The 18,441-nt window shown below is 46.4% G+C and carries 19 protein-coding genes; 1 reads left to right on the top strand and 18 read right to left on the bottom strand.

Annotation, left to right across the window (positions count from 1 at the left end):
• Nucleotides 1-577: 577 nt before the first annotated feature.
• The 7 genes from FGU46_RS03430 to FGU46_RS03400 all read right to left on the bottom strand — a co-directional run bounded on the left by FGU46_RS03430 (nt 578) and on the right by FGU46_RS03400 (nt 11,219).
• Nucleotides 578-1,249 carry a cysteine peptidase family C39 domain-containing protein gene (locus tag FGU46_RS03430; RefSeq protein ID WP_286476560.1) on the bottom strand — a complete coding sequence of 224 codons (672 nt, stop codon included), beginning with the start codon at nt 1,247-1,249 and terminating at the stop codon, nt 578-580.
• A 404-nt stretch (nt 1,250-1,653) separates the two neighbouring features.
• Nucleotides 1,654-3,618, bottom strand: coding sequence for a PKD domain-containing protein (locus FGU46_RS03425; RefSeq protein ID WP_286476559.1), 1,965 nt, complete (start codon nt 3,616-3,618; stop codon nt 1,654-1,656).
• A 23-nt stretch (nt 3,619-3,641) separates the two neighbouring features.
• On the bottom strand, nt 3,642-3,998 hold the full coding sequence (locus FGU46_RS03420; protein WP_286476558.1) for a hypothetical protein: 357 nt from the start codon (nt 3,996-3,998) through the stop codon (nt 3,642-3,644).
• A gap of 86 nt (nt 3,999-4,084) precedes the next feature.
• Nucleotides 4,085-5,980, bottom strand: coding sequence for a phage tail protein (locus FGU46_RS03415; RefSeq protein WP_286476556.1), 1,896 nt, complete (start codon nt 5,978-5,980; stop codon nt 4,085-4,087).
• A 4-nt stretch (nt 5,981-5,984) separates the two neighbouring features.
• A complete protein-coding gene (locus FGU46_RS03410; RefSeq protein WP_286476555.1) occupies nt 5,985-8,384 on the bottom strand; it encodes a distal tail protein Dit in 2,400 nt (799 codons plus the stop codon).
• Nucleotides 8,378-8,512, bottom strand: coding sequence for a hypothetical protein (locus FGU46_RS03405; protein ID WP_286476554.1), 135 nt, complete (start codon nt 8,510-8,512; stop codon nt 8,378-8,380). The genes FGU46_RS03410 and FGU46_RS03405 overlap by 7 nt, the downstream gene beginning before the upstream one ends.
• 58 nt (nt 8,513-8,570) lie before the next feature.
• Nucleotides 8,571-11,219 (bottom strand): phage tail tape measure protein, encoded by a 2,649-nt coding sequence (locus tag FGU46_RS03400; protein WP_286476553.1) that lies wholly within the window; start codon nt 11,217-11,219, stop codon nt 8,571-8,573.
• Nucleotides 11,220-11,282: 63 nt separating this feature from the next.
• On the opposite strand from FGU46_RS03400, the gene FGU46_RS03395 reads away from it, so the two are divergent.
• Entirely contained in the window at nt 11,283-11,552 is a 270-nt protein-coding gene (locus FGU46_RS03395) for a zinc ribbon domain-containing protein (protein ID WP_286476552.1), read from the top strand.
• On the opposite strand, the gene FGU46_RS03390 is transcribed toward FGU46_RS03395, so the two are convergent.
• The 11 genes from FGU46_RS03390 to FGU46_RS03340 form a co-directional block, all read right to left on the bottom strand.
• Nucleotides 11,549-11,683: a hypothetical protein gene (locus FGU46_RS03390; RefSeq protein WP_286476550.1), complete on the bottom strand. Its 135-nt coding sequence runs from the start codon at nt 11,681-11,683 to the stop codon at nt 11,549-11,551. The two genes, FGU46_RS03395 and FGU46_RS03390, sit on opposite strands and share 4 nt — an antisense overlap.
• A gap of 80 nt (nt 11,684-11,763) precedes the next feature.
• The gene (locus FGU46_RS03385; protein WP_286476549.1) at nt 11,764-12,354 is read right to left on the bottom strand and encodes a hypothetical protein; all 591 of its coding nucleotides are present in this window, start codon (nt 12,352-12,354) and stop codon (nt 11,764-11,766) included.
• Nucleotides 12,355-12,403: 49 nt separating this feature from the next.
• Nucleotides 12,404-13,189: a hypothetical protein gene (locus FGU46_RS03380; protein ID WP_286476548.1), complete on the bottom strand. Its 786-nt coding sequence runs from the start codon at nt 13,187-13,189 to the stop codon at nt 12,404-12,406.
• 3 nt (nt 13,190-13,192) lie between these two features.
• A complete protein-coding gene (locus tag FGU46_RS03375; RefSeq protein WP_286476547.1) occupies nt 13,193-13,381 on the bottom strand; it encodes a hypothetical protein in 189 nt (62 codons plus the stop codon).
• 85 nt (nt 13,382-13,466) lie between these two features.
• Nucleotides 13,467-13,961 carry a hypothetical protein gene (locus FGU46_RS03370; protein ID WP_286476546.1) on the bottom strand — a complete coding sequence of 165 codons (495 nt, stop codon included), beginning with the start codon at nt 13,959-13,961 and terminating at the stop codon, nt 13,467-13,469.
• A 6-nt stretch (nt 13,962-13,967) separates the two neighbouring features.
• A complete protein-coding gene (locus FGU46_RS03365) occupies nt 13,968-14,393 on the bottom strand; it encodes a hypothetical protein (RefSeq protein ID WP_286476545.1) in 426 nt (141 codons plus the stop codon).
• A gap of 12 nt (nt 14,394-14,405) precedes the next feature.
• Nucleotides 14,406-14,795: a hypothetical protein gene (locus FGU46_RS03360; RefSeq protein WP_286476544.1), complete on the bottom strand. Its 390-nt coding sequence runs from the start codon at nt 14,793-14,795 to the stop codon at nt 14,406-14,408.
• Nucleotides 14,796-14,839: 44 nt separating this feature from the next.
• On the bottom strand, nt 14,840-15,619 hold the full coding sequence (locus FGU46_RS03355; RefSeq protein ID WP_286476543.1) for a hypothetical protein: 780 nt from the start codon (nt 15,617-15,619) through the stop codon (nt 14,840-14,842).
• A gap of 15 nt (nt 15,620-15,634) precedes the next feature.
• Nucleotides 15,635-15,859, bottom strand: a complete 225-nt coding sequence (locus FGU46_RS03350; protein ID WP_286476542.1) for a hypothetical protein — start codon at nt 15,857-15,859, stop codon at nt 15,635-15,637.
• Between the two features lie 53 nt (nt 15,860-15,912).
• Nucleotides 15,913-16,959, bottom strand: coding sequence for an SU10 major capsid protein (locus tag FGU46_RS03345; protein WP_286476541.1), 1,047 nt, complete (start codon nt 16,957-16,959; stop codon nt 15,913-15,915).
• 39 nt (nt 16,960-16,998) lie between these two features.
• The gene (locus FGU46_RS03340; protein WP_286476540.1) at nt 16,999-18,405 is read right to left on the bottom strand and encodes a hypothetical protein; all 1,407 of its coding nucleotides are present in this window, start codon (nt 18,403-18,405) and stop codon (nt 16,999-17,001) included.
• Between the last annotated feature and the right edge of the window lie 36 nt (nt 18,406-18,441).

The following is an 18,441-nucleotide window of genomic DNA, read 5'->3' as shown; positions in this document are numbered from 1 at the left end:
TGATTGACATAATACCTTATGGATCCCAATATATATAGATTTTGGCATTACCTTTATGAAGTCCATACTCTATCCTTACTCCTAAGCGCAATTGAGTAATGAGCCAAGAGTATGTAGACTTTCTGTTGGAGCAATTGGTTTGTACTTCAGTGTAGTACAGGGTGTATAATTTCTTTTCATTGGGTTAATATTTTCTGGATCAGTTTAAATACTGCAACATGTAATGTATATCATGTCGAGAGGGGTGGCTAATTTTTCTCCACATGACCAGACATCTACTATACCCTACTTTTACTTTGTGGAGAGGTTGTCCATCCCCTTTCCATCCCTAAATTTATTCTCGTTTTAAATAGTTTTCGAAATCCAGGGGAAGGGAAGGATTTAAGGTGATGCTAAATAGATATTTTTCCTTGAGGGGGTGCTCATCCTATCCGATCATTTATACCCTCACACCCCCTCACCTATATCCTTTATTTTCTAAGAATGAAAAAGACCCCCCCACCACGAATATTTAATTCATGATAGGGGATTATGTGTTCTTTCTATGAGGAAAAAAAGAACCAGGAAAAAACAATTTTTAGATTACTGAGACAGCATAGTATTTTAAATCACGGCCATTGGTGGCCTGGTCCATCACCCCAGTGCTGCATTGGTATTGTCCTTTGGTAGGGTCAAGGATAGTATACTTACCACTACTTACACTTTTGATTAGGCAGTAGTGGCCGTAATCATTGATGAATCCGCTGCAATCGGCTGGGCCGGTTTGGTAGTGGCACAACACAGCTTTATACTCCCCGAGTGCAGCTGCTACATTAGCGGGAGCCCGGTTCATAGCCACTACGCGGAACCCCAACTTAGGGGCATTCGCGATGAGATTGGCTGGACTGGTCCCGTTCCGAGTAGTGCCAAGGACCCTGGCGGCCTCTGCCTCGGTGACGGGTTTGAATAACTTCGTTGAGGCCATGGAAAGACTGGTTGGACAACAATTATAGGCGTTGTCCTGAAAGTTCTGAATTGTAGGTTCACTCTTCTCAATGTTCAATGTAGCATAGTTCGGGTACCGACCCTGTTTGAGCCAGAATGTGTATATGTTGAAGAAGAGGCCGTTCACCTGCCGGATGGGAATGTTCACATCCTTATTGGTGTCCATGTCCCTTAGTCTTACAGTGTTGGGTTCCCTATTGTTCTCTTTTATGAAGTTCCTTATACGGGTTTCTGCGTCTGTGATGTTGTTTTTATCAATTCTCAAATTAATCCTCCTCCAAAAAATTTAAAGTAGAATAATAACTATAACAATTTTAATAAGAACAAAAATGGAGTGATTTTGGAATGAAAGTAAAATATATAAAAGAAATATCGGATCCTAACGAATTTCTGATATTGGGTAGATCAGTTTCTGTACGCAGATGACCTTTCAGATATAGATAAAGCTATATTAAAAGCAGACAAAGGAACTTTAAAACATGCTACAACCCAACGTGTGCATTTAATGTCTGAGAATTTAATTAAAAAGATTGATTATTTGTTAGGAGAATCTGAGTAAAAACAAAATTCTTTTTTATTATCTTTTTTTCTATCTCCTCCTCTGTTTATTGTAGTTTGGTTTGATTGCTGGGTTTTTCATGATGATGTGAATTTCCGTCCTTCACTAAATTATTCCCATCCTATTGTCCTCTTCCTTAATTTAGGGATAATGCGAGAGCTGGTTTTAACATTCCTTACAAAAGATAATACTTGAACTTCTGCATTGCTGCTAGTGGTGTAACAAAATGGGAGGGGGATATTGACCTTCCTACCATTATCACTCAGATAAATAACGCTGCTCCCCAAAAGGGAGGGTACCATGTTCAAAAGGCCGGGTTGATTAGTGAATAGGGCTCTTAAACCGGTACCGTCAACATTACATTCATATATGCTGCAAACTTTAGAGTCCCAGTTCCCCACTACAAACACTATTTTATCCCTGTAATGGTCATATACCCCCTCTATAAAGTTAATGTCAGAGGGGATATCAATATCAAGGTCAACATTAGTCCAGGAGCCATTATACCGGAATAAATGGAACTGATCATCCATGTGGGGGGCTAACAATACCATCCCCTCCCCTGCCTTAATCAAACAGCTCTCATTAAATGAATAACTGGCATATTCACCTAAATCCAATTCAGTTGTCCAATTAATCAAGTCAGTGCTCTTCACCACCCTCCAATCACAATAACCTTCCCCATTATCTATCAGGAGATACCATGTGTTACCTAACTTCAGCACATTCTGATGAGACCATAAATTAGGATCCTCCCAGGTTCTAACCCATGTACCGGTGTCAGTGAAGGTAGCTATAGGGATCTTCCAGATACCTGATCCATCAGGATAATCTGAGTTAGCAGTATTCCCAGGATACCCCGGCCTCTCCCCTACAACTATGAACTCCCCATCAGTTCCAAAAGCCATAAACTCATTACAGTCATCAGTGTCAGGGTGATACGCTCTGATCACTTCTCCAGTAGCGGGGTTGATACTCTGAATAACTGCCTTAGCATATCTCCCCCCGGTGGGGGTTCCTACCCCGGGGGTGTCCTCCTGCCCAGAAGTGTAGATCATTCCATTAATCACTCCACCCTGCCAGTTAGCAAGCATAACCCCTGTTTTTAAGGTAGTAGTGACTCCTGTAGATATGTTAGTTTTGAAGACATGCCCCAATTGACTAGTCTGCCATAAACCCCCCCAATAAAGGAAGCCATCCACCACTCCATAAACAGCGATCTCAGGTTCACCAACATTAGTAGCTAAAACCGTCTTACCATAATCCACAACACTTATATAACCTGTTTTAACCTCAGAATCTGACCCTGAGCTGTTAGTTGCTGTTAAAGTAATCGTATAAGTCCCCTCTGCAGTGTATACATGGGAGGGGTTCTGTTCTGTTGAAGTCCCCCCATCTCCAAAATCCCATAACCAGGAGGTAGGGGAGTTTAAAGATTGGTCTGTGAAATTAACAGTTAAAGGAGCCATCCCACTAACACTAGAGGCACTAAATAGAGCGGTGCACTCAGTGTTAACATAATCAACATGCACATTGTCAATATAGCAAGTCTGCCACCCTGAACAGTAAAAAGTGATGAAATTATCCGGTGTCTCAGTAAAAGCCCCTGAATAAATAGTGTTATTGTTATATTTAACAGTTAAAACCTGATTTAAAACACTGATCTCAATAGTGCCATTTAAAGGAGATACTGAATAAGTGCCTAAAACAGTTGAAGCCCCGTTCACCCGGTGAGTCACAACTATCTTCCCTGCCTGTTCCAACTGCCAGTTTATATTGTAACTGTTATCCCCTGCGAGCTGTTTCCAGCATACTAAAAGGCCCCCACTAGTGATATTTGCATAGGCATCAAAAGTTAGGGTGAATCCATCCTCCAGGGGAAGGAATAAGTCAGCATAACCCCCATTAAAGGAGGTTGAAGCCTTCATCTTCAACCGGTCATTTACAGTATCCAGAACCGCTCCATTAGGGGCCCCGGCCCCCCATCCCGGGTTATATAGGTATGATGTATTATTCAGAATCCAATACCGGGAGTCTAAAGCGGCCTCACTAAAATCATCACTGAACTCAGGCATCTAAAATCCACCCCTCCAAGTTTTTATCCTTCCACAAAAGCGTCAAAATCCAGGCCGGTACCGGTCACCGTGATCGTGTCTTCAGTTTCAAACACCCCATAAAAAGACTTCTCAGGGGGGACTGGTATTGATATTGTCCCGATTGTGAATGTTAATGTGTTCGCAGTGTTGTTGTTGTAGATTCCGAAGCCTATATTATCCCCATACGTCTCAGTTAGGGTGTACTCCCCGCCGGTGAGGTCGCTTTCGTCGAATGATTCTTTCACAACAAATGGAACAGGCACCACATAGGGGCCGTGGCTGTTTCCTTGTAGGTCTCTTCGGCCTTGTTTGCCGGTTCCGTTCTTATTTGGGTCATTATATTGGTTTATCATGTTCACTAATTCCTCCTACTGCTTTTATTTTAGTGTAAAATACAGAAAAAATGAAAAATAAATAGATATTAAAATCCTTCATTATTTTTTTTTTAAACTTCAATAAATGGGCTCTTACCCAGCCGTCCTACTTTGAGGTAGTCTCCATAAAAGTCCAGGACATAATTCCCTAATTCTATTGTATCACCCGCTGGAGTCCGTGGATCTTTAATTGTCTTAGTTACTCTGGCGGTGATTATAGTAGCGCGGTCTGGGAGTTGGACAGGGACCGTGTCTCCCACATTGTACTGGGCAGTACTTCCTCCTTGTAGGCGTTGGATGTCCACAACTTCCGCGTCCACAGCTACTACTGGGTGGAGGCACTCTCTGATCTTGTCTACGCAGAGCCAGTAGAGATTGTATTTATTAGTCTCGGTGGACTCAAAAAGGACGGTTCTGGGAGCGCTGCCAGGGGTTCCATCTTTTTTCTGGACTTCCTGATAATTTGCGCTGCTCTCATCCTGGTCCAGGCTACTCACGTAATTAGTGTTCACTAGTTTATTGTATGGTGGATAGACTAGTGGTCCATTCACTTCTACTCCATCACCATCCTTAGTCACCCAGAGTGGTATTTGGGTGGTGGTGGATACTGCCAGGCCCTCCCAGTATCTTCTGGCCTGGTGGAAGGTCATGGTGTTCTCTGTGGTGTCTGTGCTGCTGGGGGCTCCTACTGGTGAGGCTGCTATGGCCACGTCTCCTTCATCTTCTTCTGTGGTGATTTTCCCAGTGTTATATCCTATCTCGATGGATGTGGGGTGTGTTTCTCCGCGTTCCTCCAGGAAGTCCAGGTACCGTATTATACGTTTATTCACTCCATCCCAAGTGTATCTGAATTGGAATTCATAACCAGTCTGGGCTTCTATCTCTCTGAGGAGGGCTAGGATTCCTACCGTGCCCTGATAAGTGAATGTTTCAGTGCCTTCCACGGTGCCTATGGTGAAGTAGTCCCCCAGGAGGCGGGTGAGGAAGGTATTATCTACGGTGATGGTCTGGATGTCTGGAGTGTTACCTGTGAAGCTGAAGTCATCCAGCATCCATTTAGTGGTATAGTTCCCTCCCACTCCCTTCTGGGTTCCAGTGAAACTAACTCCACTATAATTGTAATTTATCATAGTGGTGCTGTCCAGGATGAAAGTAAAGTTACTGCCACTGTCATAGATGTGGAAAGCATGAGTCCCTCCCACTGCCCACCGGGTGCTCCCCCAGTTATAAGTGGCCAGGATGGTGGACACCCCTCCCACTACGCGTCTGAGAAATACGTACATGGTGGGGATGCTGCTCTCATACCTCATCTCCAGGGCCAGGTAGTTGTTACTGTCCTGGTATCTAGCAAAAAATTTGAAATAAGGTTCACTACTTCCCGCGCCATAACTGAGGAGTTTAATGTTGAAGTGGAGCATATAATTTGTTTCATCACTTACCCAGTACATCCTATTATTTAAAGTGTCTGAGCCACTGCCCAGATGGGTCAGGCTATAGGTTCCACTTATGGGACTGGTGTTGGTGACCTCCGCGGTTCCTCCCTGGACAGTCCATATTGGGTACTTAAGGTCACGGTAACCATTATAACTTCCATCCTCGAAGTCATCAGGAAAGTCCGCCATCCCACTAATCCTCACCGGGGGGAGCTGGGATAGTTCTGTGGCGGCTTCCTCTGCTACTACTGTGATGGTGTTATCCTCTGGGTTTATGGTCCGCTTATCTATAATCACATATAAGCAGCTGTCACCATCCCCTGTCACAGGTCTCCATAGTTTATTACCATGGACAAGGAGGGTGGCATAAGGACCCAGAGTCAGGGCCTGAGTATCCAGTAGGGGGTGGGTTATTGTAAGACTCCTTAGGCTTCCCAGTTCATCTACTTCTGAGATCTGGACTACATCTGGGTCCAGGTATCCCAGGAGCTGCTCATCCTGGTCCAGGACCGCTACTGTTAACTGATCATTCATGGATTTAATATCCCTCCCTGTAAGTGACTCCCTGGATTAATCCACCAGTGGAAGAGCTAAAATCATACTCCTTATAGATGACTGGCCAGATACTATCCAGGGATACATACCCAGTGAGGTCATTATCACTACTGTCTATGACTGTCCTTTCTTCACAGTCTATGGTGATGACTGTCCCATTACTGATGGTGTGGTTTATAGTGAGGACTTGGCTTTCTTCTGACTCTGTTAACACCACCGCGGAGCTTCCATCACAGACCATGGTAACCACTGGCCGGGGGTGGTTAAGACCATTATTAGTCCCCACGCTCCCAGTGCTCTGTTCTATGTAGGCTAAGCCATCAGGGATTAGGAAAGTGACTTCACATTTAATAAGGGGATAGTCTAGCTCTACAGCTATCACCCCATCTACTATGGCCAGGTAGATGAGGTCTGGCTCATAATCAAAAACCAGTTCACAGGGGATGGGTATGTGGCTGGTGTTCCGTTCATTACTTAGCCATCCTTTTATATCACGGAGGAGACTGTAGCCTTCCTCCAGGGTCTCCACTTCTATGATGAACTCTTCCTTGATCTCCTTCAATTTTATGTCACTCCCGGTGATGAGTTCTCCATCCCTGCCCGTGAGGTTAAGGGTCTTGAGATCCACCTCTGCCCCCACATCATGACTATTACTGGTGAGGTTGGCCCGGTAGGTGCTGCTATGCTCCCCATTATAGGTTAGCCCGGTCCAGCCCTCTGTCACATCCTCATAATAATAAACAGTGAGGAGTAGGTTACTGAAACTGGGTGTGATCTCTGAGAGGGTGGTGTTATTGAAAGATAAGTCAAAAATTAACTCCTGGCCTATGATGTCACTGGTCAATAGTCCCCACAGGTCACTGTCATCCCCGAATAATATGGAAGCGAACTCCCCGGAGAGGGTGCTGCTCTTAGTGTCCCCAGTAGCTCCTGAACTACTAGCCACAGTTACCACCACCTCCACTCCATCTGTGTCCTCACATACAAGGGATAACTCTAATCCAGTGACCTTAGGATTATCCCCACTTAGGACCGATACGGGGAAGGTGTATCTGTACTCCGCGCTTTCCTCACTAGCAGGTAGGACTACAGGGGTGGGAGTGACTTCACCTAATAAAGCATCCGGATCCGCGAGTAGGTTACCCGCCGCGGTGTAGGTGCTGTCACTGCCCTTTTTAAGTGCGAATCCTGCCCAGTATTCATCATCAACTGTGGAGACACCTTCGTATTGTCCGTATAATTTGAGGGTTAGGTTTTCGGTGTCATCATACACAAAGGACACGGCCACGCGTTGGTAGGTGTCCTGCGTGGTCACCCGGCTACCCAGTAGTTCATCACCGTTCACCACGGCTATCCTGTGGTTATAGATACCAGTATAAACTCCTGCATATCCGGTGTCGTGGAGTTTCATATACGCACTCAGGGTATAGGTTTCACCATCCTCCAAATTAGCCAATGTGATACTATCGTCTATCAGGGCCGTGGCGGTGTGAACATCCCCCACATCACTCGTTAAAATATTGCAGGTGTCCGTAACCGTGGTGCTGAACTCCGTTTCAGTAACCGTCTGCGATTGTAATCCACTGCCAGTGCATTGCACGACTAAAACAAGAAGAGCCTCATAATTCTCATCTAACACAGGAGTCCAAGTATCCGTCTCCGTGTCATAATCACCACTACTAAAATAATCAAGGAGAGTAAAACCCGCGGGTATCGGGACCTCCACGGGTATCGGGACACCCTGGTCGATACTATTCGTAGCCTCCAATGTGATATTGTAACTGATTATATCCCCTTGTAACGCCACATCAGGTAACGTAGACACCAGGGAATAAGTGGGGTTAGTATACTCCACCTTCAAGGCCAGGCAATGGTGCCACGCAGGCTTAACCCCGCCATCGTTATGAGCACCACGCCACCATAACCCCATCGCCCCGCTGTTAAGTTGTTCAGGGGTGAGAGAGGATGCCCCCCACAAGTCACTTGTGGAGCCATAGGTGTCCACTAGGAAGTATCCATCGGTACGGGCCCGGTGTTTGGCTTTATTCGCCAAACCAGTAGTAGCCCCAGTCAATGGATTATATACATATAATTGGGTAATGAAATCACGGATAAAGGCTCCGCTCCGGACTGTCTTCCCAGTAACACCATCTATCCGACTATTCCCTGGGATGGTGAAGCCATAATCCGTACTCCGCAACCCATCACTAAGGACTCCGCTGGTCATGTTCAGGGTCGCATGGGGGAAACTGCCGGTGTTTGTTTCCCCCTCATCTACCCCGGTGCACTCCGCATCCTGTATATAACCGGGGTTACTCCAATATGGTGTGGCATCGTGGTGTGAAACCACCACTGCGGGGTAATAGTAACCGGTGTCTACCATGCTCCCTCCACCTTCAACTTCCTTAGACTATGGCCATCAATGGTCTCCGCGGACTCCACCGTAAGGGTGCAATCCGTGGCGGTGAAGGGGGTGGTGTCCGCGAGGGCCTCTAATTCGAGGGGCATCATATTCCCCCCCTCCAAACTCCAAGTATAAGGGTTAACTGTTATTTCATCACTCATAATTTTATACTCCCTGGCTTCTTCTATTCCTGGATACTCCATTATATAAGCCCCGGCTTATCCTGTCCAGGACCGTCCTGTCAGTCACTGCCCGGCTCACCATATCTGCTATGGCCCGGTCACTATTACCAGAGGGTACATTGATCAGGTCAACTTTATGGGTGACGGTTAATTGCCCCGCGGGGTTCGTTACTTGTGTGATGTTCTCTATATTCGGGGCGCCACTTTGCCAGTTTATCCCTGCCAGTCTCTGGGCGTCTTTTAGCATCTCCACAGGCATCTGGTGGCTTTTAGCTATTATGGCATCCATGGCTCGTTCGAGGTATGATGGGCTGGCTATGCCGAGTCCGGCTTTGAAACCCTCCCATATCTGCGCACCCAGGTTCCGGGCTGCATTATACAATGTACCACCCACGCTACTGAGTTTGTGATAAATCTGGAGTAATATACCATACACCATTTCTGGTAACCCCGTGATGGCTCCGATAAGTCCACTAGTAATACGACTCCCTGCACTCCGGGCCAACCCGGGGGCTTGTGATGCGAAAGAACGGATACGTCCAATAGTGGATAGTAAGAAACCCCACACCCTGCCTGGTAACTGCTGGATAAATGAGGTTAAGTTACGTAGAAACTGGAGTCCGGTCCTGGTGGCGTAGCCAATCATAAAGCCACTGAAGTAGGCCACGTTGTTGAGGGTTTGCATAAGGTACCCCCACACCCGGCCGGGGAGTTGCTGGAACCATTGAACCAGACCTGTGACAAAGCCACGCCCCGCCTGGGCCGCTCCCTGAGCCAATGTTAAACCAATTATGGTGAGTATCTGCCAGATCAACTGGATAATAAGGGGTAGGAGGGTCATGAATGTGGTCGTTATACTATCCATAATAGTGGGACCATTCTCAATAATCCAATCCCGTAAACCATCAATCAAGCTTTTTCCTCCAGCTTCCCCCGCGGCCTGACCCCCTGCTTCGGCGCTTGGTGCCATTTCCTCAAGCATTCCCATGAGGATGGTGTTCAACCAGCCACTTAGACTGGTTAACCCCTCCACAATCCAATGAATAACCTTATTCCCCAATCCGATCAATCCACTGGCAGCGTTTCCTATCCTTGCTGGTAGAGATGCGAAGAAGTTCCAGATGTACTCTCCAACACCTTCAAGAGCATTCCATATTGCACTTCCAAGGTAACTGAAAGCATCACCTATCAAGGATGCAGCAGACCCCCAATCCCCACTAATAAGGGCATCTTTAAGGGCAATGACTTCCTCCCTCCAAGTCTGCCAGATGTAGATACCAGCTGCAATAGTGGCAGTGATAGCAAGTAAGGCCCAACCCACAGGCCCTGATAAAATACCTCCAAGGCCCGCGGCTATCGACCCTGCGCTAGCTAACTCCAAACCAAACATACCAAGTAATGGATTTAACACCATCCCAAGGATCTTAACGAGTGGAGTAAAAGCAAGGAGTAAAGTAGATGCTCCTCCCGCGAATAATAGGACACCTCCAATAACTGACTTAATTGGGGCTGCGATCCCATCAATAGCCCCCGCCACTGCAGATAAAAGCCCAGTTAAAACATCAAGAACCGGGACAACAATCGGGAGTATAAGAGAACCGAATATCCGACTCAAATAATCAAAAGCAGCACTAAGGGCATCCTTAACATGCTCCCAACTCCTTTTATAAGCATCAGCCGCGCCCCCGGCATATTTGAATCCAATAATGGCCTCCATATAACTGGCACGCTCAGCAGCCGTAAGATTAGGAAACAAAGCGGTTAATTCCTGAACACTCTTCCCAGTGGCTTGGAGTACATCATCACTACTAATCCTTAGTTGAGTTAAAACCATAGGGAGCCGTTTACCTTGAAGAACAGCCCGGCTAATCATGTTACTAACCCCGGCGATACTGTTCCCTGTTTCAAAGGCGGCCCCACTAACTCCTGTGAATAATCCAACTAGTTCATCTTCACTTTTAATCCCTGCCAGTCCCATCTGAGTGATATATTCCCTGATGTCCCCTGCTTTTCGGCCCGTGTTATCACGCATCTTATCTATTGCGGATCCCCACTCTTGCTGCATGGCATCCATACTTCCAGCGGTGCCATCCATGGCCACTCCTAATCTTAGCCAGCTATCTTGGAAGTTTCCCGCGGCGTTGATTATACTATCGAACCATTCGACTATGCCTAATCCGATTAATCCACTTATGACAGTTCCTACTATGCCGAAACTTTCCCCCATGTCTTCGGCGGCTCCGGCTGCTTGTTCTGCTCCATCAGCAGTTTGATGTATAGCCGATGGGTCTATATTGGATATGTCCATACCCGCATGAGCCGCCGCCTCCTGTAATGCCTGTAATGCACTATCGGCCTCAGTAGATGAGCTGGTCACTTCATCGAGTGTGGATGGATCTATTTCACTTATTCCACTATTAGCAAAAGCCGCGGCCTCCCCTACTTGTTGGAGGTTTATCTCGGTTTCCGACGCACTACTAGCAATATCCTCTAACCCCTCTACCTCGACGGTGGTTGTGGTGGTGTCAGGTATGTCCTGGATAGTACTGATTAATTCTTGGAGTTGGCTGATAGCCTCATCTATTTCCGCGGAGACCTTGATGCCTAATTCTTTATCGGTTATAATGAACACCTCAAAAAGGGTAAATTTGAATAATAAGAAAATACTAAAAAGATAATAAGGGTGTGAATTATCATGGGAACTTTCATAAAAAAATTAGAAACTAAATGCCCAGAATGTGGGACACAACTTACAGATCCTGAAACTAAATATTGCCCAGAGTGTGGGGCACCTTACCTTCCGGAGCCACAACTTAGTCGTGGCACAGCGATATGGATAATCCTGGCCTTAATATTCGTGTTTCCTATTGGAGTGATAGGAGCATTGGTGGCTTATTATGATTTAAATAAAAAGAAGGAGGCGTGGAGGCAGGAACGATTAATAAACGCAGTCGAGAGAGGTTAATCCCCTCTCATATCACTCTGCAATTTAAGATTAGCTTTCTTCAAAAAGGCAGCTTCCTCCCTTAATTCCTTCTCAGTTTTCTCACCTGGCTTCTCCGGTGGCAAATTCCCCTCCAGGACATCCCAAGTCAAATGAATGCTCTGGTTAAGCACATAATTAAGAGACCATCCTGAATGGTGGGCAACGCTGGTGAAGATTTTTCGGTATTGATTTATTTCTTCTTGGACTGTGGGCCTCTCTTTTTCTTTGGCTTTCCCTTATCAGCCCCAGCCCGCAACAACTTTTCACTTGGCCCTCCAAGTTCAATCATAGTATTAGCTATTAGTTTAAAATCGTCCATACTGGCTTTGATGGTGGGCAGAGAATCAAGATAGTTCTTTAAATTATTATCTATATCAGCTTGGATATATTCAGGTTCATCTTTGTAATAGAACCGTTTCAACCCCCGCTGTGCTAATAGTTCACTGTATTCTTCGATTTGTGCATTTAGTTCATGCACCTTGTCAGCGGCTTCCATCAGTTCATGGATCTCTTCATCACTGAAGTCGTCATCATCCATTTCCTGAAGGTAGGTCATAACGTCTTCATCCTGTAATTCTGCGTTATCCTTCTTTTGGGCGTTTATCTTGTTCTGGATACTCTTAAAGATGGATACTTTTCGTATTAGTTCTGGGAGTTGTGTTTTGCACTGTTGTAATGGTACGGTATAGGTTGTATCGTATCCAGAGTAACTTCCTATCAGTACGGGGTTGCCGTTGATGATTAATTCCTGTTCGGGGTATAGGTTAGGTATTTCTACCATGTTTTCACCTTTCCTCATAGAATACTAAAATAAAAAAGGGGGGGGGTTTTTAGGTTGGGTCTTTAACGATCCACACTGCTTCCCCTGCGCTCATCTCAACTGACAAGGTCAGTTGTTCACCTGCTTTCACGGATGGGAGTTTAGCCGGGACCTTCACGTTCTGGTAGTAGACCCTTCCTATTATCACTTCATCTACTACTATGGCCAGGTAAGCGTAGAGGTTTTCAGGTTGAGTTCTGCGCACCAACCCACTATACCCAACTGGCAGGTCACTGTATCCGTCGTCTCCACTGACCATGGGTCTCCATCCGAATTTCTGTAGGACCTGGAGTGAGTTTTGGCTGATGGTTAGGTCGGCTTTGATTTTGCTTGTGATGGCTCCGTAACTGGTGATCTTGTTTTTGCTGAATATCCGGGGTATCTCAGTGACGTCCTGTTCATCCTCAGGTTCAACATTTCCTACGATGAAGGGTTCGAACTCTTCCACCGCGGTCATGTGAACGCTGTCCGCGCCTTCACTGGTGGGGGCTGTGGTTAGGGTTACAGCTCCATATACTTCGTCCAGGGTATCGGGGTCCGTGATAAGATCCACACTGGTTACTGCTACCACGGTATAGGTGGTGCCTTTCAGGGTTTCTACTACCACGTCCTTAGTTAATGGTAGGATAGACCTGCTGTTTTTGGGGTAGATGGGGTAGTATGGGCTGGGGAGTGCGAATGTTGTGTTGGTTCCGTTTATTGTTCCGGTTAGTTGGATTCGTGTGAATTCTTGTCCCATGAATAAGCCGATACTATCTGCTTCTAGGGCTATTTCGTCATCAATATCAAGATACAATGTTTATTCCTCCTTAACGGTTTTTTTGTTTTGTTTCTGTGGATTCCGGAGCTTGTAGACTTCTTCTTCCACGTCATAATCAGTTATTTGTGCTCCGAAGTTTCGTATGTACCGTTCGGCTGTTTCTACTTCGCCGTTATTGGCGTATTTTTTAACTGTTTTTTCTAATTCTGTTTTAGTCATATCTGGCATGGGTTAACGCCTCCCAAAAAATATTTTTGATATTTAAATAAATTTAAAATGGAAAAAAAGGAAAAAAAATAGAGTTCTTTTTTTTTTATTCGGTTGGTTTAACTCGGGATGCAGTTATGATGAACCGTGTTCCCCCGGCTATGCAGATTTTAGGGTTTTTAGTATTTCCGCTAACGTTAACACTGGTCCATTCCTGGGTTTTACCATGTTTTAATGGTTGTATCCTAACCCCTTTCATATCCAGGAGGGTGGGGTTATCTTCCAGGGCATATTCTATGATGTCGCAGTAATGCAGACACTTTTTTACACTGTCTTCATTTTGGCCTGGTATGAAGGTGGCTATTGCTCCGGTGATGATGGCTTTTCTGCCCTGGTTGTTTATTCCGGTTTTGCTTTCTTTGGATCCGAAAACTATCACTGCTAATGGGCCATTATATAGGCTTAGGTTGCTGGGTTGGCCTATACTAACTGCTCCGTAGATGGCTTCTCCTGTTCCTCCTTCGCCTAATGGGATGGATGGATCAACCAAGTCGGTTAGTTCGTCTTTAAGTGCGTCTATTATGGTGTCGTACTGGTACAAAAATGATCACTCCAATAGGTTGTTAAGCCACTCATCAGCCACATTCTCAGCTGGTCCAAGGCCATCCATAAAAGCGAGTGATGGGTAATCATTAGGTTGTGTCCCTGGATGTTCCCCGATATACCGCCATCCAACTCCACAAATGAATATGCTGCTACCTATCCAGTGAGGGCTGGTGCCCAGGACGTTGAATGGGAAGTGGGCTGCACTGCTATCGATCAACCTAGACAATAAGCCGGTTACAGTCATTTCTGTTCGGCTATATAATTCATGAGTACAACCGATAGGAGTATACTCTTGCAAGTATTCCAGGAATACTTCCCCCACGTTATTGACCAGGTTATCTGCTTCTCCTGGCAACCTTTCCAATAGGCTTTCAAGGAAAGGTGTGACCTCATCCTTGTATTTGGTGATGGTGATCTCATTCGCCATTAGAACCTACTTCTATACGATTAGGATGCTCATTCCTGGACCCACACTGTCTTCTTCTGCTGCTTCGGAGAGGTATTCCTCAATATACCCATTGATCAGGTTATCAGCATCCTCAGTGTATGCCTTGGCTGTGGGGCTGATATTATCATTCCCGGAGTAGTAAGTGTTTAGGATAAAAGCTGCTGCATAGAGGGTGGCTGCCCCTATGATTCGGTCATCATATTCCTCACCTTCTTCGGGTGATTCTGGGGTGGGTACGTCTTTTTCTTGTAATTTGTTATTGACTTTACGATCTCCATGTGTGATTGCAAGGGTGGAGAGGGAGAGGTAATTTATATCTCCCATGGCTTCTTTTACCTCGTTGGTCATGGTTTCTAGGTCATCTCCATTTGCATATGTCATATCCTAACACACCTCCCCCTATATCCCAATTGTATTTTTCATTTCTATGCGGCGGCTGTTATTTCAGCTCCCAGGTAGAACTGGCCCAGTATCAAATAGACAGGGTAGATCTTGTTACCATCACTAGTGTTCCGGGCATAGCCGATGAAACCAGCAGCAGTAGCATCCACAGCCTCCGTGATACCGAAGGCAGTGGCCAGGGCTTCATCTGTTATTCCTGCACTGTCCTTAATGGCCTGTTTCAACCCGGCTTGCCGGTAATCCCCAGACACGTCGACTCCGAAGTCTATAGCACCCTGGCCTCCTTGGACCCGGATCCCGGTTCCTTTGGTTATGGTTCCACTGTCTTCCTCTTCGAGGAGCACATCTAATCCGATTGCATGAGCTACCTCAGCTGATGCGCCTGATACATTTATCTTGGCTAGGGCCGCGGCTACTTCGGCACCAGCGGCCATGTCTCCATAAACGGATACTTTGGCTTCTATTGCCCGGGCTATACCAGCCATTGTACTGGCAGCTGCTACCTTGGTATTCACAAATAAGGTCTCGAAGTAACCCCCGGCGTTGGCAGTTATCTCCGAGGCCAGTTTAAATAATCGTTCATAACCAGATGAATCCGCTACGGGTACGTACATGCTGGTGTCTGCGTTGTTACGGGTGGTTATGAATCCTTTTATCTTGGTGTTGTCAGTGTCACTGTCTCCGATACCGGTCACTCCCACTCCGTTTTGCAGGTTCTGGATGAGGTCCCCGAGGTTTGCTTTCTTAGCAGCGGGGTTCATCCTGTTAAGGCCTTCTTTTATCTTGTTAGTTATAGAAGTCAATCATACACATCCCCATTATTTTTTTGCTTTGCCTAGTTTGCGGACTTGGAAGCCGGCTTTTTGGCCGATGGCTTTCAAGTCAGTTAGGCATTGTTCGGTGTCTTCACCATTGTACTCGTATATTCCTACGGATTCGGTGACTTTACCTTCTTTATTCCTCTTCACGGTTAACTCGACCTCTCCGTATTCTCTGAGTCGTATTATGCTGACGTTCTCTTTGGATTTGATTTCAAATTTCATAATAGAATCAATCCTCCCCATTTCTTAAAAAAAAGGATTATAGCCTAATTTTTTTAGGCTATACCATAGAGTTGGACGTTCTTAGCAGGGGCGGTGTGGTATAACACGGCGACCTGAGTTAACCAGCCATCACTCGCGAAGGGTTTGCTCTTACCCTTAGCCACAAAGCTCGGGGTGACGAAGTCACTGATGAAGACGAATAACTCGTTAATAAAGTTCAGTCTTCGGGCGGCGGCAGTGGCGGGTACATTGGGGTCTGCGATGATTGGCACATCTCCCCTGTTACTGGCGAAGGCAGGGACACGTACACCAGCGGTGACGTCCACTTTATCCACGTTCCGGAGGGTGGCCATCATATCTGCTTTGATCTGGTTCAATACCTCCGCGCCGGTTAAGAGGAAGGTGGGGAATGTCTTAGGAGTCCGGGTCATGGTGGCTTCGGCACTGTTCAGGTCATCGATGGTGATCTCAGCTCCACTCATGTTCACCCTTGTTCCACTGTCCTCAGCGATTTCATCCAGTCCATCGAATTCATAGTTAACGTTAACGTCACCAGCCACTAGGGTTCGGTTGAACTCTTCCCGGAGGGCCATCTGGGCGTACTCCATTAATTGGGCTCGGGCGGTGGCACTGGCTCCTTTGCCGATCATGTCGCTCAGGCTGATTGGTAGGGCCAGGTATTTCATATTCGCAGTTGAGGTGCTGGTGGTTGCTTCTCCACTTCCACTGGTGTCATCGGTTTCCTGCACCCATTCACCTGCGAATCCAGCGGTTAATTTGATGTATTCGATTTCGGTGCTAGTGGCGGGCATCCTGCGGCCTTTGCTTTCCAGGTAGGTAAGGCAGGGTGTCATCCCATATAGTACACCGTTGTCATAGATCTGGGGGTCTAGGATGGTGGGCATGAAGTTGGCGCTGCTCATTTGCTGCTGGAAGGTGTTGACCATCATGTCGGATGTTATGCTTTCCACCAGGTCATCGATACTTTCGGTTCCCTCCTTTTTGAGGGCTTTTTCGTCTAATTTCTTGGTTTTGACCTCTACTTGTCCTCGTAGTTGGTCTACCATGTCTTGTTTGATTTGTTCAACGTTAGTTGCCATAATTAGTCACCTCTATTATTTTTAGCTCCATTTTTCTTTTTAGTTGACCTGGAAGGCTTCCCGTGGTGTTACTCCCTGCACTACTTTTCCAGCTACCACCGCGGGGTAATTAACTGGGTCGCGTAGATTCTGGGCTAAGTTCTCCTCACGTTTGATATGCTCCCCTTCCTCTGTGGTGCTGGTTTGCTTCACCCCGGTTCGGTCTTTCATCAGGCCTTTGAGTTTCTCGTCGATGATCGCCCCGGCGGCTTCGGTAGCGGCCTGGGTTATGGTCTTAACGAGTTCTTCTTCATGGGCTTCTGCTTCCTGTTTGACTCTGGCCTCCTCAGCGGCTTTCTCTTTGGATTCTTTTTCTTTGACCATTTCGGTTATTACTTCAGATTGTTGCTTAACTATTCCAGTTAAGTCTTTAAGGTCATTTTGCAGTTGTTCTAATTCAGTCATGGTATTTTCCTCCATTAATCCGTTATCAGCATCTAATTCCAGGACCAGGAGCAGTAAGTGTTCTGTTGCCTCGTAGATCCTGCTGTCCCAGGGTGCCTCACTGGCCACCTGGATTATTGCACTTTTATACACGGTTCCTTCCATTCCCACAGGGTACCGGACCTCATCCATGTCTCCCCCAGTGGGGTCAACTCCGAGGCACAAATCCCGGAACTGGTCTATGTTTTCTCTCCAGACGTAGGTGCCCCGGTTCCATGGTGTTTCCAGGTCCACTTGTCCTTCATTGATAAGAGCCACGGCATGGTTGAATGCCTCCTCGTTGAGGACGTATCCTGTGCTCTGGTGTAATGGTACCGTGCCATTTTTTGTGGTTTCTTGTTTCAACTTCACACTCTCCATTATGGGTAGGGCTGGGCCGTTGATGATCTGCTGGACGATCTGTCCACAGATCCCGTCAGGGCAGGCCGTATTTGCTACCCGGATTGTTCCGTCGCTGCTTTTCACCGCGGGTATAGGGGTGATGCTCATCTCCATCACTTCACCGTCGAGGACGTCGTGGGTGAATTGACCCGTGTCTTCTTTGGTGATTTTGAAGTCCTCTATTATCCCTCCGACACTGTATCCGAGTTGCACATTGTTCTCTAACCAGTGTTCGACTTTGGCTCGGGGTGCGTCGACGATGGGGTTTTCGTGTGGGGTTAGGAGTTCGGATAAGGGTATGAATTCATCCTCTGCTGATGGCTTGACGTCGGTCACGTTCCCTGCTACTTGGTTGGGGTCGTGGTTGACTAGTAATGGTTTGCCTTGGACGGTTGTCTTCATCTTTTGGATGAATTGGGGGTTCATTCTGTGGCCGGTTCGGCTTCTTTCGAATCGTGTTCCGAGTCCTACGATGGTGGTGGTGTTTTGTCGGTGGTAATCTTTGATGATGGGTATGGTGATGAAGAATGGATGTTTTCCTTCTTTCTGGGCTTCTAGGAGCCATTTAGGTTTGTATTTCACAATATCTGCTCACCTCAAATTCATTTTGATATAAAA

The organism is Methanobacterium sp. CWC-01 (genome assembly GCF_030323845.1).
GTDB classification, from domain to species: domain Archaea; phylum Methanobacteriota; class Methanobacteria; order Methanobacteriales; family Methanobacteriaceae; genus Methanobacterium; species Methanobacterium aridiramus.
The sequence above is the reverse complement of the archived record's forward strand: the minus strand, read 5'-3'. Positions and strand labels throughout refer to the sequence as shown.